Here is a 21,926-nt window from a genome sequence, read left to right on the forward strand (position 1 = left end):
TGTGTCAGGTTCCCTCGGGGGCGCTGGTCTCCAGCGCCAGGGCGTGAAGTTCGCCGCCCATCTTGCCCTTCAGGGCTGCATAGACGGCCTGATGCTGCTTCACCCGGGACAGGCCGGTGAAGGCGGTCGAAACGATGCGCGCGCGATAGTGGTCGCCGTCGCCGGCGAGATCCTGAATCTGGATCTCGGCGTCGGGAAACGCCTCGCGCAGATGCTGTTCCAGCGCCTCGACAGGCATGGGCATGGGGAATCGGCCTCCAAATAACGGCGTTAAGGATGGCCGATAATCCTTAAGGGGCGGCTTACGCGGCCGTCTGGCGCTTCCGTAGTCTGAGCGCGATGGGACGGTGGGCGCGAAGCGTCACCTGGTGCACCGGGCGGGGCTCGATCCGCGAGATCGGCTCCACCTGGGCCTCGCGCAGGATGACGGCCAGGGCGATCATCGCCTCCTGCACGGCGAAACTGGCGCCGATGCAGACGCGCGGCCCCGCGCTGAAGGGGATGTAGGCGTAGCGGTCGACCGCCCTGCGGTTCTCCGGCAGGAACCGCTCGGGCCTGAAAGCGTCGGGATCGTCCCACAGCAGGCGGTGACGTTGCAGCACCCAGGGCGAGATCACCACCGTGGTCCCCGCCCCGATGGCCTGGCCCCCGATCACGTCCGCCTCCAGCGCCTTGCGCGCCATGGTCGGGGCGGGCGGGAACAGCCGCATGGTCTCCTCGAAGGCCGCCCGGATCCACGGCATGCGGTCGGCCCAGTCCGGCTGGTCGATGTCGAAGCCGTCCGCCTCGGCCTGAACCCTGGCCATGACCTCGGGCTGGCGCGAGAGCAGATGCAGGGTCCAGCCCAGCGCCCGGGCGGTGGTTTCGTGCCCGGCCAGGATGAAGGTCAGGATGTTGGCCGCCACCTCGGTGTCGCTGAGGCCGCGGCCGCCGCCCTCGTCCCGGGCGGTCAGAAGGGCGGTCAGCAGGTCGGGCGGCGCCGGGCGCCCCGCCTCCATCTGCGCCCGCCGCGCGGCCACGAGGGCGGTGACGCGCTTTTCGAAGAACACGGCCGAGCGGTGGCTGGCGATGCGGCCCAGGCGCGGCGCCCAGTCCGGCGCGCCCATCACGTCCAGCGGATCGATGCGGGCCCCGGCGGAAAGAAAGCTGTTCAGGGCGCGCTCGAAGTCGGCGGCCTGGCCGCCCAGATCATCGGAGAACATGGTCGCGGACAGGATGTCGAAGGTCAGACCGGACAACTCGCTGTCCATGTCCATGACGCGGCCCTGCGGGGCCAGTCGCCATCCGGCGATCCGCGCCTCGCAGACCTCGGCCATGCGCCGGTTCAGGCCGCCGATGCGCGCCGGGGTGAACAGGGGCGCCATGATGCGCCGGGCGCGGCGCCAGTCCTCGCCCTCGGCCAGCAACATGCCCTCGGCCAGCAGCGGGCCCAGAACGCGCCTTTGGAGGTCGCCCTTCACATAGTTGGCGGCGTTCTCGGTCAACACCCGACGGACGCCGTCGGGATGGCTGACCACCAGCATTTCGCCGAACAGCCCGCGTCCGTGGATCTGCGGCAGCTCGAAGTGCCGGTCCGACCAGATGCGCAGCGGATCACGCCAACTGAGCCACAGGAAGGCGGGGGTGGACAGCGGCCCGCCGGCGCGTCGCGGCGGAATCTGGGGTCTGTAAACCGCGTCCGCCGTGATGCTCATGAGATCAGCCTTGTATCCAGTCGGGCAGCCAGCCTTCGTGACGACGACGAAGCTCGGCCAGGGGGATGCTGAACAAGCCCTTCGACGCGAAATCAGTTCCGCCCGCGCGCCCCACGACCGAGGCGTGCAGCCCGGCCTCGCGGGCGGCGGCGATCAGCGCTTCGGCGTCCTGAACCGCGACCAGATAGCGGGCCTGATCCTCGGCGAAGAGCAGGATGTGGGCGTGCTGTTCGCTGGTGGCGTCCAGCACGACGCCGGTGTCCGATGCCAGCGCCAGATCCGCCGCGGCGCCGATCAGACCGCCGTCGGACAGGTCGTGCACCACGGTCAGCTTGCCCGCCTCGATCAGGTCGCGCACGAAGTCGCCAGTCTTGCGCTCGAGCTTCAGGTCCACCGGCGGGGGGGCGCCGTCCTCGCGGCCCAGCACCTCGCGCAGATAGATGGAGGCGCCCAGTTCGCCGTTGGTGTCGCCGATCAGGACCAGCGCATCGCCTTCGACCATGCCCGCGAAGCCGGTGGTCACGTCATAGTTGGGCAGCAGGCCCACGGCGCCCACGGTGGGGGTGGGCGGAATGGCGACGCCGTTGGTCTCGTTGTAGAGCGACACGTTGCCGCTCACGACCGGGAAGTCCAGGGCGGCGCAGGCCTCGGCCATGCCGTCGATGGCCCGGACGATCTGGCCCATGATCTCGGGGCGCTGCGGATTGCCGAAGTTCAGGTTGTCGGTGATGGCGATGGGGCGGCTGCCCACGGCGGTCAGGTTGCGCCAGGCCTCGGCCACCGCCTGTTTGCCGCCTTCATAGGGGTCGTTCTGGACATAGCGGGGGGTGCAGTCGCTGGTGACCGCGAGACCCTTGTCGGTGCCGTGGACGCGCACCACGCCCGCGTCGGCGCCGGTGGCGGAGTCCTGGAGGGTGTCGGCCATGACGTGGCGGTCGTACTGCTCCCAGATCCAGCGCTTGGAGGCCATGTCGGGGCAGGCGATGACCTTGAGCACCGCGTCGGTCCAGTCGGCGGGGGCGGGCACGTCCTTGGGGTCGATGCGCGGGTGCAGGGTCGGCTGGGTCCACGGTCGGTCATACAGCGGCGCGTCGTCGAACAGGGGCGCCAGCGGCACGTCGCACACCACCTCGCCTTTGTGCTTCAGCACCAGATGGCCGGTGTCGGTGGTCTTGCCGATGACGGCGGCGTCCAGTCCCCATTTCTCGAAGATGCGGCGGCCGTCGTCCTCGCGGCCCGGCTTGAGCACCGCCAGCATGCGCTCCTGGCTTTCGGAGAGCATCATCTCGTAGGCGGTCATGCCCTCTTCGCGCTGGGGCACGTGATCCAGGTCCAGTTCGATGCCCACGCCGCCCTTGCCGGCCATCTCGACGGACGAGGACGTCAGGCCCGCGGCGCCCATGTCCTGGATGGCGGCCACGGCGCCCGAGGCCATCAGCTCCAGGGTCGCCTCGATCAGCAGCTTCTCGGCGAAGGGGTCGCCGACCTGCACCGTGGGGCGCTTGGCGTCGGACTCGTCGTCGAACTCGGCCGAGGACATGGTGGCGCCGTGGATGCCGTCGCGTCCGGTCTTGGAGCCGAAATAGACCACCGAATGGCCCGCCGCCGGGGCGGCGGAATAGAAGATGGAATCCGCCTTGGCCACGCCCACGCACATGGCGTTGACCAGGATGTTGCCGTTGTAGCCCCGGTGGAAATTGGTCTCGCCCGCCACGGTGGGCACGCCCACGCAGTTGCCGTAGCCGCCGATGCCGGCGACCACGCCGGTGACGAGGCGGCGGGTCTTCTCATGCTCCGGATCGCCGAAGCGCAGGGCGTTCAACAGGGCCACGGGCCGCGCGCCCATGGTGAAGACGTCGCGCATGATGCCGCCCACGCCCGTCGCCGCGCCCTGATAGGGCTCGATGAACGACGGGTGGTTGTGGCTCTCCATCTTGAAAATGCAGGCGTCGCCGTCGTCGATGTCGATGACCCCGGCGTTCTCCCCCGGTCCGCAGATGACCCGCGGTCCCTTGGTGGGAAACTTGCCGAGGTGGATCTTGGACGACTTGTAGGAGCAGTGCTCGGACCACATCACCGAGAAGACGCCCAGCTCCACCTGATTGGGCTCTCGCCCAAGGCGGTCCAGGACGACCTGATATTCGTTTTCGGCCAGGCCGTACTCGGCGGCCAGTTCGGCCATGGTGGGGGTGTGCGCGCTCATGGCGCGCTTCTAGCGTCCCCGGGGAGTCGTGTCAGCCTCTCGCGTGCGTCAGCGCGCGATGTCGCGCTTCAGGCGGAACACCAGGATCAGGGCGACGATCAGAACCAGCAGCGATGCGGCGAGGGCGGAAAAGCCCAGCACCGGGTTTCGCTCCTGCTCGGCCACGAACACGGCCATCAGGCCCCAGGCGATGGGCAGGGGATAGGCCATCAGGCGCAGGCGCCAGGTCACCAGCAGGGCGGCCGCAACCACAAGGGTCACCGCCAGCAGGGCCCAGCCGGTGGGCGGCAGGCCGGGGGGCAGGGCGTCGTTCGCGGTGGCGACGGTCAGGACGTTGGCGGCCGTGGCGATGGTCAGCCACCCGGCCAGCAGGCCCAGGGGCCAGGCGACCAGCCAGCGGTCGGAGTCCCGCGTCGGCGCGGCGCGGATCAGCTGGGTGCTCATCAGCATCGGCACGACCAGCACCAGCCCGGAACCGGCGATCAGCACGACGGTCGCCGCGTCCTGGTCCGCCGCCGAGGCGATGACCCAAAGGCCGATGCCGACCATGCCCGCCACCGAGGGCCAGCCCATGCGGCTGAGCAGATCACTCTCGCCGGTGCGGGGCAGCACCTGCCAGACGCCATAGGCGATCAGCCAGGTGTAGATCAGACCCCAGATGGTGAAGGCGTAGCCCGCCACGCGCAGGGTCTGGTCGCCGTCTGCGGAGAACTCGGCGGGGCTCTGTCCCCACCCCAGCAGCATCTGGCCGTAGCCGACGATGGGGGCGAAGAGGGCTGCGGCCAGCACCACGAAGCGGCGGGTCTGCTGGGCGGCGGTTGGGCGGATGATGGAGGACATGACGCGCTTTCAGGTGGTTTCAAGCGTTACAATAACTACGCTTCCGGGCGGGGAAAGGTTGCGACTGCGCTACAGGAACATTCGGCGAGGCCCGAGGTTGCCGCCGTGGAGGGCGGACTGTCCGCCCGACGGAGAGAGTCATGACCGACAGCAACACCACACCCGAAGACCCCCACTTCGAAACCGACGAGACCAAGGCTGATCGCGCCAGCCAGCAAGGCCTCGGCCTGGGCCAGCGCGAACTTGAGGCCCAGCGCGATCCAAACGCGATCCAGGCCGCCAACGCGGACGACGAAGATCTGGAAGACGTTCAGGACGAGGTCGACCCCATCGACGACTCCATCGGCGTTCAGGGCCAGGCGCCGCGCGAACCCGGCGCCTGACGTCTAGTCGGCGGCGAACAGCGCCTCGGCCGCGAGCACCATGGCCGTCACCCCGGCGGTGACGGACGGCTCTGGCTCGATGCGGAAGAAGGGCGAGTGGTGGGATGACGCCGTCTCCAGCTCGCCCTGAGCCGTTCCGCCCACCGCGAAATAGACCCCGCGCACGCCCGTGTCCGGCGCGATGAAATAGGAGAAGTCCTCCGCTCCCATGCCCTCGCGTCGGCGTTCGATCAGGATGTCCTCCCCCATGCCCGCCGCGATGGCCGAGCGCACGATGGCGGCGGTGGGCGTGTCGTTGATTGTCGGTGGCGTGGTCTGGGTCTGGGATCGCGTCACTACCGGCAGCAGATCGTCGGGCACCCCCAGCGCCACCGCCGTGCCCCGCGCCACCCGGTCGATGCCGTCCAGAAGCTGCTCGCGCACCTCGAAATCATCGGAGCGCACGGTCAGCTGCAGATCCACCCGGTCGGGGATGATGTTGTGCTTGATGCCCCCGTGGATCGAACCGACGGTGATGACGCCGGGGCTCAGGGGCGCGATCTCGCGGCTGACGATGGATTGCAGCGACACCACGATCTGGCTGGCCACCAGCACCGGGTCGACGCCCATATGCGGCGAGGCGCCGTGGGCGCCCACGCCCCGCACGGTGATGTCCACGCTGTCCGAGCTGGAATAGGCGATGGCCTCGGGCACCATGATGAGCCCGGCCTCCAGCCCCGAGGCCACGTGGAAGGCGACGGCGTAGTCCGGCCTGGGGAAACGCTCGTACAGCCCGTCCTGCATCATGGTGCGGGCGCCGGAGATGGTCTCTTCCGCAGGCTGGGCGATCAGGATCAGGGTGCCGGACCAGTTGTCGCGTCGCGCCTGCATCTGGCGGGCCGTGCCCACCAGGGCGGTGATGTGCACATCGTGGCCGCAGGCGTGCATGACCGGCTTTTCGGTTCCGTCGTGGTCCACCTGCCGCGCGGTCGAGGCGTTGGCCAGGCCCGAATCCTCGGCGATGGGCAGGCCGTCCATGTCCGCGCGCAGCATGACCGTGGGCCCGTCGCCGTTGCGCAGGATCGCCACCACGCCGTGGCCGCCCACGCCGGTGGTCACCTCATAGCCCAGCGTCTCCAGCTCCTGCGCCATGCGCGCGGCGGTCTGGACCTCCAGCCCCGACAGCTCCGGGTTGCGGTGGAAGTGATCCCAAAGGGCCGCCAGATTGGCCTGATAGTCCTGCGCCACCGCCCGCTCCAGCGCCGCGTCCTGGGCGAAGGCGGGTGAGGCGAGAGCGGCCGCGCAGGCCGCCAGCATCAGCAGTCGTTTCATGGTTCAGCCCCTGTGTTCCCAGGGACTGTAGCGTCGTGGTCCGCCAACGCAATCGGCTCCATTCCGGTGTCTAGCTGGCCGGAGCCGGATCCGGAGCCGGAGACGGAGCCGACGGCGTCGTCTGATGGAACAAGTCATGGCTTCGGTCGTGAAGGTTGATCCGCAGCAAGATCCAGCCGGTTGATCGGCGATAGAGGTCGAAGGTGGCCACGAACGGGCCGTTATCGGTGAACACCAGGTAGGTTTGGCGCACCAGCCGACTGGTGAAGGCCTCCTGGCGTCCCAGCTCCCATCCGGTGACCGGGCCGTAGTAGTCCGTCAGGGTGTTCAGATAGGTGATCAGCGCCTGCAACTGCGCGTTCTGGTATTCCATCATGGTTCCAGCGAACGCCTGGCCGATCGCAGCGGCCCCGTTGCCCGACCTCAGCCGGACGAGAAAGGCGTCGGGGATCGCGCTGGCGGCCGCGATGTCTTCGGCGGAAATTTCGGGCTCCTGCGCCGGCTGGGCCACAGCCGGCGACGACCCCAACAACAGCAGCGCCGCCGCCGCACCTGCCCACAGCTTCATGACCTATCCCCCTCGGACGAAGCCGACAGGCAAGCACTTCAGATGGCGATGAACAAGCCGTCCTCGCGCGGCTAGTGCGCGTATCCCTGCAACGGTCGCACATCCAGTTCACCGGCCTTGATGGCCGCGATGGCCTGGGCCGACGCGAGGGCGGCGGGGGTGGTGGTGTAGTAGGGGATCTTCATCATCAGGGCCGTGCGCCGGATGGAGAAGCTGTCCGACAGGGACTGCTTGCCCTCGGTGGTGTTGAAGACCAGCTGCACCTCGCCGTTCTTCATGGCGTCGACGATGTGGGGACGACCCTCCAGCACCTTCTTGACCAGCCCGACCTCAAGGCCCTGTTCGGTCAGGTAGGCGTGGGTGCCGCCGGTGGCCAGGATGGAGAAGCCCTGCTCGATCAGCTTCTTCACCGCGCCCAGGATGAACGGCTTGTCGTCATTGCGCACCGAGACGAAGGCGCAACCCGCGGTGGGCAGGATGGTCCCGCCGCCCAGCTGCGACTTGGCGAAGGCGCGGGCGAAGGCGCCCTGCATGTCCGCCTCGTCCTCGCGCTTCCAGTCCAGACCCATGACCTCGCCGGTGGAGCGCATTTCCGGCCCCAGCACCGTGTCGACGCCGGCGAACCGGGCGAAGGGGAACACCGCCTCCTTCACCGCGATGTGGTCGTAGGCTTTGTGCGTCAGCCCGAAGGAGGCCAGCGTCTCGCCCGCCATGACCTTGGCGGCGATGGCGGCGACAGGCTCGCCGATGGTCTTGGCCACGAAGGGCACGGTGCGGCTGGCGCGCGGATTGACCTCAAGCACGAAGATGCGGGGATTTTCGCTGTGCGGCTCCTCGATGGCGAACTGCACGTTCATCAGGCCGCGCACCTTCAGGGCTTTCGCCATCGCTTCCGTCTGGCGCATCAGCTCGGCCACCACCGCCTCGGACAGGGAATAGGGGGGCATGGAGCAGGCGCTGTCGCCCGAGTGGACGCCGGCTTCCTCGATGTGCTCCAGCACGCCCGCCACGAACACGTCGTCGGCGTCACAGATGGCGTCCACGTCCACCTCGGTGGCGCGGTTCAGATAGTGGTCGATCAGGACCGGATCGTCGCCCGAGACCTTCATGGCCTCGCCCACGTAGCGATCCAGCTGCTCGCGGTCGTGCACGATCATCATGCCGCGGCCACCCAGGACGTATGACGGACGAAGCACCACCGGATAGCCGACTTCCTCGGCCTTTTCGGCGGCTTCCTCGGCCGAGCGGGCCAGGCCATTGGGCGGCTGCTGCAGGCCGATGTCGTGCAGCATCTTCTGGAACCGCTCGCGGTCCTCGGCCAGGTCGATGGAGTCGACCGAGGTGCCGAGGATCGGCACGCCGTCCTCTTCCAGCGCATGGGCAAGCTTCAGGGGCGTCTGGCCGCCGAACTGGACCACCACGCCGATCAGGTCGCCCTTCGAGCGCTCCACGTCGATCAACTCCAGCACGTCCTCTGACGTCAGGGGCTCGAAATACAGCCGGTCGGAGGTGTCGTAGTCGGTGGAGACGGTCTCCGGGTTGCAGTTGACCATGATCGACTCCACCCCGATGTCGGCGAAGGCGAAGGCCGCGTGACAGCAGCAGTAGTCGAACTCGATGCCCTGACCGATGCGGTTCGGCCCGCCGCCCAGGATGATCGCCTTCTTGCGGTCCGACGGCTCGGCCTCGCAGTCGGGGACCTGGCCCAGGGCGCCGGTCTCATAGGTCGAATACATATAGGCGGTGGCGCTGGCGAACTCGGCGGCGCAGGTGTCGATGCGCTTGAACACCGGACGCACCGACAGACCCCGGCGGGCGTCGCGCACGGCCTTCTCGGTGGTCCCGGTCAGCTTGGCAAGTCGGGCGTCGGAAAAGCCCATGCCCTTCAGGCGTCGGAACTCGACGGCGTCGGCGGGCAGGCCCTTGACCCGCACATGGCCCTCCTCGCGCACGATCTCGGCGATCTGGCGCAGGAACCACGGCTCATAGGAACAGGCGGCCTGCACCTCCTCGACGCTCAGCCCGTGGCGGAAGGCCTGGGCGATGACGCGGATGCGGTTCGGCGTCGGCAGGCCCAGGGCGCGCACCACCGCCCCCTTGATGGCGGCCTCATCCTCGGCGCCCCCGGCGACCGGCGCGACGCCGTCGATCTCGATCTCGTCGAAGCCGTTGAGCCCGGTCTCCAGCCCGCGCAGGGCCTTCTGCATGGACTCCTTGAAGGTTCGGCCAATGGCCATGACCTCGCCCACCGACTTCATGGAGGTGGACAGCATCGGCTCGGCGCCCGGGTACTTCTCGAAGGCGAAGCGCGGGATCTTGGTGACCACATAGTCGATGGACGGCTCGAAGCTGGCCGGGGTCACCCGGGTGATGTCGTTGGTCAGTTCGTCCAGGGTGTAGCCGACGGCCAGACGCGCGGCGACCTTGGCGATGGGGAAGCCGGTGGCCTTGGACGCCAGGGCCGACGAGCGCGACACGCGCGGGTTCATCTCGATGACGACCATGCGGCCGTCCTTCGGGTTGATCGCCCACTGGACGTTCGACCCGCCGGTCTCCACCCCGATCTCGCGCAGCACATTGATCGAGCCCGTGCGCATCCGCTGATATTCCTTGTCGGTCAGCGTCAGGGCAGGGGCCACGGTGATGGAGTCGCCGGTGTGGACGCCCATCGGGTCGATGTTCTCGATGGAGCAGACGATGATGCAGTTGTCCGCATGGTCGCGGACCACTTCCATCTCGTACTCTTTCCAGCCTAGCACCGATTCCTCGATCAGCACCTCGGTGGTCGGCGACAGGTCCAGCCCGCGCTCCACGATCTCGCGGAACTCCTCGACGTTGTAGGCGATGCCGCCGCCGGTGCCGGCCAGGGTGAAGCTGGGCCGGACAATGGCGGGCAGGCCCACGAAGGCCAGGGCGTCCTCGGCCTCGTCGATGTGGTGCACGGCCTTGGAGCGGGGGCTTTCCAGACCCAGCTTGTCCATGGCGTCGCGGAATTTCTGCCGGTCCTCGGCCTTGTCGATGACCTCGGCCCGGGCCCCGATCATCTCCACGCCCAGCCGCTTCAGGGCGCCCGAGGCGTCCAGGGCCAGGGCGGTGTTCAGCGCCGTCTGACCGCCCATGGTGGGCAGCAGGGCGTCGGGCCGCTCCTTCTCGATGATCTTCTCGACCATCTCGGGTGTGATCGGCTCGATATAGGTGGCGTCGGCCACCTCCGGGTCGGTCATGATGGTGGCCGGGTTGGAGTTGACCAGGATCACCCGGTACCCCTCAGCCTTCAGCGCCTTGCACGCTTGCACGCCCGAATAGTCGAACTCGCACGCCTGCCCGATGACGATGGGCCCGGCCCCGATGATCAGGATGGACTTGATGTCGGTGCGTTTGGGCATTCGGTTCACACTCGCGCGTGACGGTTCGCGCGCACAGGTGTGGCGACCGTCGTGATGGCTTTAAGGCTAAGTCGAGCGCTTTAGAGGCAGCCTCCACGCGACACAAGACTGAACTCATACTGTCGCATTCGGGGCACTGTTCGCCGTATCACGCCGTTATCTTGCCGCTTAGCTTGCCGCGCTGCGCGCCCGGGGGGTAGTGAACGCCTGTTTTAGGTCGCCAAGGGCGGCTAGTTCGGAGTGAATTAATGTCGTCAAGACTGCGTCTCAAGCAAACAACCAGCCTCGTCGGGGGCGTCATCGCCCTCGCTCTCGCCGCGCCGGCTTTCGCCCAGAACCAGCCGGCCCCCGCGCAGGATGAGGAAGAGATTGCTCAGGCGACCGAGGTCGACGCGATCATCATCACCGGCTCTCGTATTCCCCAGAACGAGTTCACGAGCACCTCGCCCGTTCAGGTCATCACCACCGATCGCGCTGAACGCCGCGGTCTGGCCGACACGGCGCAGCTGCTGCAAAGCTCGACGGTGGCCGCCGGTGCGCCGCAGGTCACGGCGGCGATCTCCAGCGCCTTCGTCACCGATGGCGGACCTGGCGCGGAGACCATCTCCCTGCGCGGTCTGGGCGCGAACCGGACCCTCGTTCTGCTGAACGGCCGCCGGGCCGGCCCGGCGGGCACCCGCGGCGGCGTCTCCGCCTTTGACCTGAACGTCATTCCGCAGTCCGCGCTGAGCCGCGTCGATATCCTGAAGGACGGCGCCTCGTCCATTTACGGCTCCGACGCCGTGGCCGGCGTGGTCAATCTGATCACCAACGACAACCCTGACGGCGGCGAGATGGGCGTGTTCGTCTCGGCTCCGTTCGAAGGCGGCGGCGAGCAGTACAACATCTCCGGCGCCTTCGGCCGAACCTTCGATCGTGGCTACTTCAACATCGCCGGCGACATCTTCAGCCGCGAGGCGCTTCGCGCCGGCGACCGGGATTACCTGAACTGCCGCAATCAGTACGTGTTTGAGCCGGGCACCCGTAACCGCGCCGACCGGATCGATCCGCGCACCGGCCAGCCCCAGTGCACCGATGTGGCCTGGGGCCAGGTTTATGTCTACGGCCCCGATTTCTCGGGCCGCGCCGGTCGCTTCCAGTTCGATTACGATGGTGATCTCGGCCAGTACATTCCGCCGATGCCCTCCAATCCGGCGGTGGCGGCCACCTATCCCGACGCGCCCCCAGGGTTCTTCCTGGTCAACTACGACCCTGCGTCGCGGGCCGTGACGAACAATCTCCACCCCTTCGCGCTGAACGAGACCATCATCCCCGAGGTTGATCGCTACACCGTGTTCGCCGACGGGGCCTACGACCTGGGCGGCGGCGTCGAGGCCTATGCCGAGGTGCTGCTCAACCGTCGCGAAAGCCGGACCGACAGCTACCGTCAGTTCTGGAACTACACCTACACGGCCGATTTCCTGGACTTCTACTACGGCCCTGGCGCGGGCGGTGATCCCCTGACCGGTTTCACCGGCCTGAACTACCTGAGCGCCACGCCGATCACGGACCACTTCAGCCAGGAGCAGGTCGTGGACTACGGCCGGATCGTCGCGGGTCTCCGCGGCGACATCACCGGCGGCTTCCTCGATGGCTGGCAGTGGGACGTTTTCGCCCAGTACAGCCGTTCGGACGGCGACTACACGTCCGACGTCATCCTGGACGACGCGGTGGCCTCCACCAACTTCAAGACCTCGTCCTGTGTCGGCACCAATCTGCCGGTGAGCGGTCGTCCCTGCATCGATGTCGATTTCACCGATCCGGATTTCCTCGCCGGCAACCTCACGGCGGAAGAGCGGGCGTTCCTGTTCGACACCGAGACGGGCAACACGCTCTATGAGCAAACCTATATCGAGGGTTTCATCGGCGGCGAAGTGATGGAGCTTCCGGCCGGTCCCCTGGGCCTGGCCCTGGGCTTCCACCTGCGCAAGGACGAAATCGACGACGTGCCGGGCGAAGTCACCCTGGCGGACAACAGCTGGGGTCTGTCCGGTGCGGGCATCACCCGCGGCACCGAGGAAACCCGCGAAGCGTTCGCCGAAATCGCGGTGCCCCTGGTCAGGGACCTGCCGTTCGCCCGTGACGTGAGCCTGTCGCTGTCGGGCCGCTACACCGACACCAAGACCTCCGGTGACGCCACGACCTACAAGATCGGTCTGAACTGGGAGTTCATCGACGGCTTCCGCCTTCGCGCCACGCACGGCACGTCGTTCCGCGCGCCGGCCCTGTTCGAACTCTACCTGGCGGATCAGACCAGCTTCGCCGGACAACGCAACATCGACCCCTGTCTGAACCTGGACACCCGTCTGGCCGACGGTTCGGTGTCTCAGGAAGTCTACGCCAACTGCACCAACCCGGCCGGACCGGGCGGCGGCGTCGCCGGAGACTTCACCGGCGGTGTCGTGACCGCAGAAGTGTTTACTGGAGGCGGTCTGGGCGTTCTCGAGGCCGAAACCTCGGAAGCCACCGTCATCGGCCTGGTCTTCACGCCGCCCAACAGCGGCCTGAGCCTGGCCATCGACTACTTCGAAATCGAAATCGAGAACGAAGTTACGAACCTGGGAGCGGGCGGCATCCTGCTGGCTTGCTACACGTCCGAAAACTTCCTCACGGATCCGATCTGCAACCAGTTTGATCGTGATCCGGTCAACAACGGCATCATCGAGGTTCGCGACTCGTTCATCAACATCGCGGATCAGGCGAACCGCGGCATGGACTTCACGGCCCAGTACCGCCACGACTGGGACTGGGGAACCCTGACCCTGGACACCCAGGCGACGCTGACCCTTGAGAACAACACGTCGCTGTTCGCGAATCTGACCGTCGAGCCCTTGGGCGAGATCGGCAATCCGGAGTGGGTTGGCAACGTCAACGCCACGTTCCAGACCGGCCCTTGGACCGCGTTCTGGGGCTTTGACTGGATCGGTGAGCAGTCCAATCGTCTGGACTTCTTCGATGCGAACGGGACGGTCAATCAGGTCATCGACGGTCGCGAGACCGAGCTCGAAACCGAAGTGGGCATGGTCGGCTTCCACAGTGTTTCGCTGCAGTATGAGTGGGATGACTGGCGCATCCTCGGCGGTATCGCGAACCTGTTCGATGAGCGGCCGCCGCAAGCCTCGTCGCTGGTGACCGGCACCTTGGGCAACTCGGTCTTCGAGTCGCAGTACACGGAGGCTTTCTACGGCCGCCGCGGCTTCGTTCGGATTTCCCGAGCCTTCTAGGCCAACTCAGGCTGATATATTGAAGGGGCGGCGGGCGCACATCACCTCGCCGCCCTTCACCTTGTCTGAGGACAAGGAACCCCAGACGGGAGAGCAGACCGCATGGCCCTGATCCGCGGGCTCCAGGATACGTTGAACGCCAAGGTCTCTGCATTCGAGCAGACGCCGTTGAAGGAGCCGTTGTTCCTCAACAGCGTACCCAAGGGCGGCACGCATCTGATTCGAAACATTCTGAGGATGTTCGTGCCGGTGGCGCAGCATCACGATCGGGATTTCGTGCAGATCCCGAACCTTCATCAGCATGTGGATGCGTTCAACCCGCACGACCCCAAGCTGAGCTGCGGGCATCTGCTTTTTTCCGACCAATCCGTCGCCATCACCAGGACGGCGCGGCACATCCTTCTGGTTCGCGATCCCTACGACTGGGTGCTGGCGCGGGCGCGCTTCTTCGTTTCCCAGGAGTTCGATCAGCCCAATATCCAGCATCTGAAGTCCGGCATCTTCTCCGCCGAAGCGCTGCTCAACATGATGATCTTCGGCATCCACCAGAAATCGCCGGCCCTGATCGACATCTTCACGCACAACGCCGCGGCATGGCTGGGCACGGGTGTGACGCTTGTGCGCTACGAGGACATCGTGGAGGCGCTGGGCGACCTCGAGTCGCGGCGTTCGGAAGAGTTCTTCCAGAACCTCCTCGACGCCTGTGGAGTCACCCGGCCTGACGACTGGCGGGAACGGGTCCGCATCGGGTCCGACCGAAAGCAGAGCCGGACGGCGCGCGAGAATCTCAGCATCCCCGACGGCGTGACGTTTCCCACCGAGTTGCCGGACATGCAGAAACGCCTCGTGGAGGTCCACGCCCCGGGGCTGCGGGCGCTGCTGGGCTACGCCTAGAGCGATTGACCGGGATCACCCGGTCCTCACCACCCCGCATGCCTGTCAGTTGGTCACGACCGCGCACTCCCAGCCGTCATAGTCCAGCTGGAAGGCTGCGGCCCAGGCCTGCATCATGGCGGAGACGGAAGCGAACGACGCCTCGTCAACCGGGATCGTGGTCTCGAGGATGGTGGTTTCGTCTTGACCGCGGGTCAGGAAGCCTGCCCGCCGGGCCACCTCGTTCAGGTCGTCATGGGCCCCGCCGCCGTGAAAATAGAACAGCGTGTGGCGCGGCGTCCGCCCGCTGTCGCCGTGTTCGGCCAGTGCGGCGCGCACCATGGCGTCGCGTTCTTCATGGCTGGGGGCGTCGGACAAGACGGCTCCTCCTCCGGTTCAAGCGCGCCGTCGCCCATGCCGGGCGAGGCGGACAGTCTTCTTGGTCACGCGGTCCGTTTAGAGAGCCTCCACAGGCGCGACAAGCATCTCAGCGCGCCATGCGTAGATCGATCCAGGGCGGCACTTCGGCGATGGCCTCCAGCGCGGCGAAGCGCGGCTCGTTGTCCGGGGCGTCAGCCAGCTCGTGGGCCCAGGTGACGGCGTAGGGGATGTGGGCGGCCCAGGCGCCGGCCTGCAGCGCAGGCAGGACGTCGGATTTCATGGAGTTGCCCACCATGGCCGCCTGTTGCGCCCCCGTGCCGTGGCGGCGGAAGGCGCGGTCATAGGTCTCGGCGGTTTTTTCGGACACGATCTCCACGCCCGAGAACAGTTCGCCCAGCCCCGAGGCGGCCAGTTTACGCTCCTGGTCCATCAGGTCGCCCTTGGTGATCAGCACCAGCCGGTACTGCTCCGACAGACGGTTCAGGGTCTCGGCCACCCCCGGCAGGGTCTCGACCGGGTGGGACAACATCTCTCGTCCGGCGGCCAGGATCTCGCTGATGACCCGGGGCGGGGGCTCCCCATCGGTCAATTCCATGGCCGTCTCGATCATGGACAGGGTGAAGCCCTTCACCCCGTAGCCATAGAGGCGCAGGTTGCGCTGCTCGGTCGCGGCCAGACGATCTTCGATGCGGTCGCGGTCGTGGTGCTCTGACAGCAGGTCGGCGAACCGGTCGTGGGTTAGCCGGAAGATGGTCTCGTTGTGCCAGAGGGTGTCGTCGGCATCGAGGCCGATGGTGGTGATGGGCATGACCGCTCCCTATCATGGGGATGGAAGCGGCGGAAAGCGGTCGGGAGAGCGCCTCATGCGGGCTGTAATAATTGGAGCGTCGGGCGGCATCGGTGCGGCCATGGCTGCGCGACTGGCGGCCGACGGGCGTTATGAGGCCGTGTTCGGCGTGTCGCGCTCGGGCCGGGCGCCGGACGGCGTCACCGGCTTGCAGGCGGACGTCACCGATCTGCCGTCGCTCGAAGCGGCTGCGGCGGCCGTGGGGGCGCCGGTGGACCTGTGCGTCGTGGCCAGCGGCGTCCTGCACGACGGCTTCCAGCCCGAGCGCAGTTGGCGGGCTCTGGACGCCGACCACCTGAGGCGGGACTTTGCGGTCAACGCCATGGGGCCGGCCTTGGCGGCGCGGGCCTTTCTGCCGCTGGCGCCGCGCGAGAGGCGGGCGGTGTTCGCGGCCCTGTCGGCGCGGGTCGGCAGCATCGGCGACAACCGGCTGGGCGGTTGGCACAGCTACCGAGCCTCCAAGGCGGCCCTGAACATGATCCTGAAGACCCTGGCGGTGGAGCTGGCGCGCACCCATCCGGGCCTGATCTGCGTCGGGCTGCATCCGGGCACCGTGGATACGGCGCTGAGCGAGCCCTTCCAGAAGGGCGTGACGCCGGACAAGCTGTTCACGCCGGATCATTCCGCGACGTGCGTGCTGGGCGTGGTCGACGGGCTGAAACAGGAGGATTCCGGCTTCGTGTTCGACTGGAAGGGCGAGCGCATTGCGGAATAACCGCGTTGCTAACCGCGAGTCTTCACCGCGTTTCTTAGCGTTACGTTCCGTTTTCCATGGCATGTTTTCCGGCTTCATGAACCCGCATCACGCGGGAGTTGATGTTGGGAGACATTGTGATGGCTTACCCGACGGGGCACTCGCTCCCGGCGGGATTGAGCGACACGCCAGTCAGAGCGGATGGGGACCGCCCGGTCGAAGCGCGCAGCTTCAGTCCCGTTGGGGCTAAGAGTTTGACCTTTCCTCTTGTCACCGAGGCCCGCAAAGAGCTGACGGTCACCCTGGCCGCGAGGCCGGTGTTCGATCTTGTTCGACGAAGCCACGTGGGCGCCCGCGTGGCCCGCACCGTGCGCCGCGCCGGTGGCGAAAGCGCCCTGGCGGGCACGCACCGGGTGCGGCTGGAGGTCGCCGACCTCAAACGCATCGATGTGGAGACACTGCGTCATGGGGTCAGCCTGCTGGACCTGCCCGGCGGCGCCACGGGCGTGGCCCCGGCCTTCTGGCGCACGGTGGCGTCGTCGGCGGGGCGGTTCTCACTGCTCTACACGGGGCTTCAGGCCGATGTTGAAGCGGGGCTGTTGCTGGTCGAGATCATGGGCGTGGACATGCGGGCGACCGCAGAGGACGTGCGCGCCGCCATCGACCATCTGGGCGCCCAGCGGCGCGGGGTGATCGTCCATGCCCCGCCCGAGCCGGGCATGATCGCCCGTCTGGCCCCCGTGCAGCCCCGCTGCGTCTCGCTGGACTTCGCCGGGGTGGAGACCGAAAGCGCCGTCGACTGGCGCGCGGCGGCCGAGCTGATCGCCCAGGCGCGCGGCGTGGCCCGCGACGTGCTGCTGGTCAATCTGCCGCCCGCGCGAGGGGAGGCCGCCGCCGCCGCGGGAGCCACCCACGCCGTGTTCTGCGACATGGGCCGCCTGACCGTCTGAAAACGACCGCCACGCTTGACCTGCGCAGCGTGACTCCATAGGAACGCGGCCGTTTGCCATCGGGGTCGGTTCGGCCCATGAAGGCCGCGTCCCCCAGCCTCCAGGAGCCCGCCATGACCACCCTGCTGCCCGGAGCCACCGGCGTGCTCGCCCTGGCCAACGGAACCGTGCTTCAGGGCATCGGCGTGGGCGCCACGGGATCGGCCCTGGGCGAGGTGGTCTTCAACACAGCCATGACGGGCTATCAGGAGATCCTGACCGACCCCAGCTACATGAAACAGGTGCTGGTCTTCACCTTCCCCCACGTGGGCAATGTGGGGACCAACAGCGAGGATGTGGAGCAGATCGGCGACGGCGGGGCGGGGACGGCGGCCGTGGGCGCGGTGTTCCGCGACCTGCCCACCGATCCGGCCAACTGGCGCAGCGACCACGGCTTCGACGCCTGGATGAAGCGCCGCGGCGTGGTGGGTCTGGCGGGTGTCGACACCCGCGCCCTGACCAGGGCCATCCGCGAGAACGGCTCTCCCCACGGCGTCATCGCCCATGATCCGGATGGCAAGTTCGATCTGGAGGCCCTGGTGGCCCAGGCCCGCGACTGGTCGGGTCTTGAAGGTCTGGACCTGGCGAAGGACGCCTCCTGCCTGCAGGCCTTCGACTGGACCGAGGGGACCTGGGAGTGGCCCGAGGGCTACGTCGCGGGCGACGGCCGCCGCAACGAGGTGGTGGTCGTGGACTATGGCGTGAAGCGCAACATCCTGCGCGCCCTGGCCGCCACCGGCGCGAAAATCACGGTGGTCCCGGCCACCACCACGGCCGAGGAGATTCTGGCCCGCAATCCCGACGGCGTCATGCTGTCCAACGGCCCCGGCGATCCGGCGGCGACGGGCGAGTACGCGGTGCCGGAAATCAGAAAGCTGGTCGAGAGCGGCAAGCCCGTCATGGGCATCTGTCTCGGCCACCAGATGCTGGCCCTCGCCCTGGGCGCGAAGACGGTGAAGATGGATCAGGGCCACCACGGCGCCAACCATCCGGTCAAGGACGTGACCACCGGCAAGGTGGAGATCGTCTCCATGAACCACGGCTTCACCGTGGACCGCGACAGCCTGCCCGAGGCGGTCACCGAGACCCACGTCAGCCTGTTCGACGGCACCAACTGCGGCATCGCCCTGAAGGACCGCCCGGTGTTCGGCGTGCAGCATCACCCTGAGGCCTCGCCCGGCCCCGCGGACAGCCTCTATCTGTTCGAGCGCTTCGCCGAGCACATGGACGCGGCGCGGGGTTAGGGCTCTTCCGCCACGGGCTCCGCCAGGGTCTCCCAGCCCGAGCCGTCCAGACCCAGCCGGCGCCCGGCCTCATAGCTGCGCAGCATGGACTCCTGACTGAAGTCCAGGGCCGCGTCCGGCGCGTCATCGGGCATGGAGACCACCTGCAGGCCCATGCCCAGGGTACGGGCCAGCTGAGCCGTCCTGGCCACATCGGCGCGGGTGATCGCCTTGCGCATAATGTCGAAACTGCGCACCGCCACCGACACGCCGCTGAGCCTCGCCGTGGCGAAGGTGGGTTCTGGGTGGCCGTTGACGATGATCCAGATGCGGCCGGGCAGCCCGCCGGTCAGGGTCTGCGCCGCATCCGGCGGGCGCAGCAGGAAGGGTTCGGGCGCCACCAGAACATTGGCCACCGTGCCTCCGTCCACATGCAGTTCGACCGCCTGATTTCCGTCGTTGCTCAGAATCAGCGGAACGGGAGGAAAGGCCACGGGAATGCTGGCCGAGGCGATCAGGATGTCCAGAAACAGCAGGCGAGACATCTCATCGGTCTGCTGGGCCAGGGCGCCCATGTCCCAGACGATCTGGGTCTGCGTGTCGAGGCTGGTGGTGGCCACATACAGGCGTCGGCCGCGCCGGTGCTGTTCGGCTACGGCGCGCAGCAGAGTTTCGTCCACATTGTTGACCACCAGCTGGGCCAGCGGCTCGGGGCGGAACACGCTGGGCCGGAACAGAACGCCGAGGCCGCGGGACCGCAGCAAGCCTTCGGATCCGCCGTCAGTGAAGGCCCGGGCCAGCCCGGCGTCGCCCGCTTCGCCGACAAAGGCGAAGGGCGCGATCAGGGCGCCGGTGCTGACGCCGGTGACGATTTCGAATTCCGGTCGGTCACCGCGCTCGCCCCAGCCGTTCAGCACACCCGCCCCGAAGGCGCCGTTGGCCCCGCCGCCGGACAGGGCCAGCAGATCAACCGTTCCGTCGTCCGCTGATTGGGCCGCGACGCCCAGCTCGCGCACAAAGCGCAGCTGCGCCTCCTCGACGTCGAAATCGTAGCGGATGGCGGGGCTGGCGGCGCTCAACTGGGCCGCGGTGACATCCAGGCGCGGATAGGTCTGGCAGGCGGTCGCCAGCATCAGCAGGATGCAGCCCGCGACGATGCGGCCCAGACGCGCCATGATCCCTCTCCTTGCCCTGCCGGGAGATTGCGCCCCCGCGCGGGCTGGGACAACCTGCTTTGTCCGATAAGCCGTGGCGCCGTGCGTGGGAGCATGGCAGGAGAGGCGGACGTGACGTCCTGGCTTGTCCCCGGAAAGCTCCACATGTGGACAATCTCCCGGGGAGGCTGGCGCGTCGCCCCTTGCCGCCATGGACCCCTCTGCGGGCTGACTGATTCGTGCGCTTCGACGACCGTTTCATTGATGAGCTGAAAAGCCGCCTGCGTCCCTCGGACGTCATCGGGCGGACGGTGAAGCTCAAGCGTCAAGGACGCGAGTTCGCCGGCCTGTCGCCCTTCACCAAGGAGAAGTCGCCGTCCTTCTTCGTCAACGACGAGAAGGGCTTCTTCCACGACTTCAGCTCGGGCAAGCACGGCGACATCATCAGCTTCCTGCAGGAGACCGAGCGCCTCAGCTTCGTCGAGGCGGTCGAACGTCTGGCGGCCGAGGCGGGCATGGCGCTGCCCGCGCCCGACCCCCAGGCCGCCGAGCGCGAGCAGAAGCGCCAGGGCTTGGCCGACTGGATGGATCTGGCCCAGAAATGGTTCGCCGCCAATCTGCGCCGGTCCGTCGGCAAGGCCGCACGGGAGATGCTGGAGCGCCGCGGCCTGCCCGAGGACCAGTGGGACCGATTCGGCATCGGCTATGCGCCCAACGATCGCGAGGGCCTCAAGAACGCCCTGGTCCAGCGCGGGGCCAAGCCGTCCGAACTGGTGGAGACCGGGCTGCTGATCGCGCCGGAGGGCGGCGGCTCGCCTTACGACCGCTTCCGCGACCGCCTGATGTTCCCCATCCATGACGCGCGGGGGCGCATCGTCAGCTTCGGTGGCCGGGCCATGAACCCGGACGACCGCGCCAAATATCTGAACGGGCCCGAGACCACCCTCTTCCACAAGGGCGCGACCCTCTACGGCCTGCCCGAGGCCCGGCGCATCCTGGGGGCCGGGTCGAAGTCCGACGCCGCCATCGTGGTGGTGGAAGGCTACATGGACGTGATCGCCTGCCAGCGCGCCGGCATCCCCGCCGTCGCCCCCATGGGCACCGCCCTCACCGAGGAGCAGATGGCCCTGCTGTGGCGGGTCAGCGCCGAGCCCGTGCTGTGCTTCGACGGCGACCCGGCGGGCCAGCGCGCGGCGGGCCGGGCGGTTGAGCGCGCGCTGCCCCAGCTGAAATCCGGCCGTTCCTTCCGGTTCGCCCTGCTGACCGGCGGCCAGGATCCCGACGACATCCTACGCGACAAGGGCGCCCCGGCGCTCCGGAACGCCCTGTCCGAAACCCGCCCCTTCGCCGAGATGCTGTTCGAGCGCGAGCGGGACGCCGAGCCGCTGGACAGCCCCGAACGCAAGGCGGGCCTGAAGGGGCGTCTCCGTCAGGCCGCCCAGGCCATTCAGGACGCGGATCTGGCCGAACAGTACCGCCGCGAGCTGTTCGAACGGTTCGACGCCCTGTTTCCGCGCCGCCCGGCGTTCCAGCCGCGCCAGCCCGGCGCCCGCTGGACGCCCGGCAAGCCCGCCATCATCGGCGCCACAGACGAGGGCAGGGCGGCGGTCACAGCCCTGTCCCGCTCGATCGAACCCGTCGCCGCGGCCCTGGCCCACGCGGCCATCGACGACCCCGAGCGGCTTGACGATCATCTGGAGGCGGTGGGCCGGCACGGCTTCGGCGATCCGGCCCTGGGCGAGCTTGCGGATGAGGTTGTTCGCCTGCGGATGTCGGGTCTCGCCCTTGACAGCGCGGCCCTGCGCCGCCATCTGGCGCAATCGGGTCTGGATACGCTCATGCGTGAGGTCGAGAAGGCGGCGGCAAAGTCCGGTGCGCCATTCCTGGCAGCAAACGCGCCCCTCGCCGAAGCGCGGGCCCGATGGTCGCAGGCGTTCGACGCTCTGACCCGCATGGCGGCGTTGGAGGGAGCGCTTAGCTCAGCGAAGTCGGAGGCGCATCGCGGCTTCGACGCCTCGGCTTTCAGTCGTCTGAAAGCCGAGCGCGATGCATTGCGGCGAGCCATCAAGACTGGAACCTTATGGGATGAGGCGGCGGGTTCGTAACAAAACCGCGCC

The 21,926-nt window shown here is 67.9% G+C and carries 17 protein-coding genes; 7 read left to right on the plus strand and 10 right to left on the minus strand.

Features of this window, described 5'->3' with window-relative positions; genetic code table 11:
- Positions 1–4: 4 nt before the first annotated feature.
- The 4 genes from IWC96_RS01425 to IWC96_RS01440 are packed head-to-tail and all read right to left on the minus strand — an operon-like array spanning position 5 to position 4,737.
- Positions 5–244 (minus strand): BolA family protein, encoded by a 240-nt coding sequence (locus IWC96_RS01425; RefSeq protein ID WP_021697483.1) that lies wholly within the window; start codon positions 242–244, stop codon positions 5–7.
- Between the two features lie 58 nt (positions 245–302).
- Positions 303–1,694, minus strand: coding sequence for a cytochrome P450 (locus tag IWC96_RS01430; RefSeq protein ID WP_196838223.1), 1,392 nt, complete (start codon positions 1,692–1,694; stop codon positions 303–305).
- Between the two features lie 4 nt (positions 1,695–1,698).
- Positions 1,699–3,897, minus strand: coding sequence for a phosphoribosylformylglycinamidine synthase subunit PurL (purL, locus tag IWC96_RS01435; protein WP_196838224.1), 2,199 nt, complete (start codon positions 3,895–3,897; stop codon positions 1,699–1,701).
- Between the two features lie 48 nt (positions 3,898–3,945).
- Positions 3,946–4,737, minus strand: coding sequence for a hypothetical protein (locus IWC96_RS01440; protein WP_021697479.1), 792 nt, complete (start codon positions 4,735–4,737; stop codon positions 3,946–3,948).
- A gap of 140 nt (positions 4,738–4,877) precedes the next feature.
- Here IWC96_RS01440 and IWC96_RS01445 point away from each other — a divergent pair, with 140 nt between their 5' ends.
- On the plus strand, positions 4,878–5,120 hold the full coding sequence (locus IWC96_RS01445; protein ID WP_021697478.1) for a hypothetical protein: 243 nt from the start codon (positions 4,878–4,880) through the stop codon (positions 5,118–5,120).
- Between the two features lie 3 nt (positions 5,121–5,123).
- Here the strand turns inward: IWC96_RS01445 and IWC96_RS01450 are convergent, their stop codons facing one another.
- From IWC96_RS01450 to carB, 3 genes are all read right to left on the minus strand, one after another.
- Entirely contained in the window at positions 5,124–6,431 is a 1,308-nt protein-coding gene (locus IWC96_RS01450) for an amidohydrolase (protein ID WP_021697477.1), read from the minus strand.
- Positions 6,432–6,501: 70 nt separating this feature from the next.
- Positions 6,502–6,999, minus strand: coding sequence for a hypothetical protein (locus tag IWC96_RS01455; protein WP_196838225.1), 498 nt, complete (start codon positions 6,997–6,999; stop codon positions 6,502–6,504).
- A 71-nt stretch (positions 7,000–7,070) separates the two neighbouring features.
- A complete protein-coding gene (carB, locus tag IWC96_RS01460) occupies positions 7,071–10,385 on the minus strand; it encodes a carbamoyl-phosphate synthase large subunit (protein WP_196838226.1) in 3,315 nt (1,104 codons plus the stop codon).
- 248 nt (positions 10,386–10,633) lie between these two features.
- Between carB and IWC96_RS01465 the strand changes: the two genes are divergently transcribed.
- A complete protein-coding gene (locus IWC96_RS01465; RefSeq protein ID WP_021697474.1) occupies positions 10,634–13,648 on the plus strand; it encodes a TonB-dependent siderophore receptor in 3,015 nt (1,004 codons plus the stop codon).
- Between the two features lie 102 nt (positions 13,649–13,750).
- Complete coding sequence (locus IWC96_RS01470; protein WP_021697473.1) at positions 13,751–14,542, plus strand: hypothetical protein; 792 nt, start codon at positions 13,751–13,753, stop codon at positions 14,540–14,542.
- A 45-nt stretch (positions 14,543–14,587) separates the two neighbouring features.
- On the opposite strand, the gene IWC96_RS01475 is transcribed toward IWC96_RS01470, so the two are convergent.
- Both IWC96_RS01475 and IWC96_RS01480 read right to left on the minus strand, forming a co-directional pair.
- Complete coding sequence (locus IWC96_RS01475; protein ID WP_021697472.1) at positions 14,588–14,899, minus strand: hypothetical protein; 312 nt, start codon at positions 14,897–14,899, stop codon at positions 14,588–14,590.
- Between the two features lie 109 nt (positions 14,900–15,008).
- Entirely contained in the window at positions 15,009–15,710 is a 702-nt protein-coding gene (locus IWC96_RS01480; RefSeq protein WP_021697471.1) for an HAD family hydrolase, read from the minus strand.
- A 55-nt stretch (positions 15,711–15,765) separates the two neighbouring features.
- On the opposite strand from IWC96_RS01480, the gene IWC96_RS01485 reads away from it, so the two are divergent.
- The 3 genes from IWC96_RS01485 to carA all read left to right on the plus strand — a co-directional run bounded on the left by IWC96_RS01485 (position 15,766) and on the right by carA (position 18,676).
- Complete coding sequence (locus IWC96_RS01485) at positions 15,766–16,464, plus strand: SDR family NAD(P)-dependent oxidoreductase (protein ID WP_196838227.1); 699 nt, start codon at positions 15,766–15,768, stop codon at positions 16,462–16,464.
- Positions 16,465–16,697: 233 nt separating this feature from the next.
- The gene (locus IWC96_RS01490; protein WP_021697469.1) at positions 16,698–17,393 is read left to right on the plus strand and encodes a hypothetical protein; all 696 of its coding nucleotides are present in this window, start codon (positions 16,698–16,700) and stop codon (positions 17,391–17,393) included.
- A 113-nt stretch (positions 17,394–17,506) separates the two neighbouring features.
- Complete coding sequence (gene carA, locus IWC96_RS01495) at positions 17,507–18,676, plus strand: glutamine-hydrolyzing carbamoyl-phosphate synthase small subunit (protein ID WP_021697468.1); 1,170 nt, start codon at positions 17,507–17,509, stop codon at positions 18,674–18,676.
- On the opposite strand, the gene IWC96_RS01500 is transcribed toward carA, so the two are convergent.
- The gene (locus IWC96_RS01500) at positions 18,673–19,830 is read right to left on the minus strand and encodes a patatin-like phospholipase family protein (protein ID WP_196838228.1); all 1,158 of its coding nucleotides are present in this window, start codon (positions 19,828–19,830) and stop codon (positions 18,673–18,675) included. The genes carA and IWC96_RS01500 overlap by 4 nt on opposite strands.
- Positions 19,831–20,048: 218 nt before the next feature.
- On the opposite strand from IWC96_RS01500, the gene dnaG reads away from it, so the two are divergent.
- Positions 20,049–21,914 carry a DNA primase gene (dnaG, locus tag IWC96_RS01505; protein WP_021697465.1) on the plus strand — a complete coding sequence of 622 codons (1,866 nt, stop codon included), beginning with the start codon at positions 20,049–20,051 and terminating at the stop codon, positions 21,912–21,914.
- Positions 21,915–21,926: the final 12 nt, after the last annotated feature.

The sequence above is a fragment of the Brevundimonas sp. BAL450 genome (assembly GCF_015767455.1).
Classification (GTDB): Bacteria; Pseudomonadota; Alphaproteobacteria; order Caulobacterales; family Caulobacteraceae; genus Brevundimonas; species Brevundimonas abyssalis.

What these genes read in the sequence shown, in the direction of transcription:
- IWC96_RS01425 (WP_021697483.1), bottom strand. Translation starts at nt 244, where the DNA reads ATGCCCATGCCTGTCGAGGCGCTGGAACAGCATCTGCGCGAGGCGTTT.
- IWC96_RS01430 (WP_196838223.1), bottom strand. Translation starts at nt 1,694, where the DNA reads ATGAGCATCACGGCGGACGCGGTTTACAGACCCCAGATTCCGCCGCGA.
- purL (WP_196838224.1), bottom strand. Translation starts at nt 3,897, where the DNA reads ATGAGCGCGCACACCCCCACCATGGCCGAACTGGCCGCCGAGTACGGC.
- IWC96_RS01440 (WP_021697479.1), bottom strand. Translation starts at nt 4,737, where the DNA reads ATGTCCTCCATCATCCGCCCAACCGCCGCCCAGCAGACCCGCCGCTTC.
- IWC96_RS01445 (WP_021697478.1), top strand. Translation starts at nt 4,878, where the DNA reads ATGACCGACAGCAACACCACACCCGAAGACCCCCACTTCGAAACCGAC.
- IWC96_RS01450 (WP_021697477.1), bottom strand. Translation starts at nt 6,431, where the DNA reads ATGAAACGACTGCTGATGCTGGCGGCCTGCGCGGCCGCTCTCGCCTCA.
- IWC96_RS01455 (WP_196838225.1), bottom strand. Translation starts at nt 6,999, where the DNA reads ATGAAGCTGTGGGCAGGTGCGGCGGCGGCGCTGCTGTTGTTGGGGTCG.
- carB (WP_196838226.1), bottom strand. Translation starts at nt 10,385, where the DNA reads ATGCCCAAACGCACCGACATCAAGTCCATCCTGATCATCGGGGCCGGG.
- IWC96_RS01465 (WP_021697474.1), top strand. Translation starts at nt 10,634, where the DNA reads ATGTCGTCAAGACTGCGTCTCAAGCAAACAACCAGCCTCGTCGGGGGC.
- IWC96_RS01470 (WP_021697473.1), top strand. Translation starts at nt 13,751, where the DNA reads ATGGCCCTGATCCGCGGGCTCCAGGATACGTTGAACGCCAAGGTCTCT.
- IWC96_RS01480 (WP_021697471.1), bottom strand. Translation starts at nt 15,710, where the DNA reads ATGCCCATCACCACCATCGGCCTCGATGCCGACGACACCCTCTGGCAC.
- IWC96_RS01485 (WP_196838227.1), top strand. Translation starts at nt 15,766, where the DNA reads ATGCGGGCTGTAATAATTGGAGCGTCGGGCGGCATCGGTGCGGCCATG.
- carA (WP_021697468.1), top strand. Translation starts at nt 17,507, where the DNA reads ATGACCACCCTGCTGCCCGGAGCCACCGGCGTGCTCGCCCTGGCCAAC.
- IWC96_RS01500 (WP_196838228.1), bottom strand. Translation starts at nt 19,830, where the DNA reads ATGGCGCGTCTGGGCCGCATCGTCGCGGGCTGCATCCTGCTGATGCTG.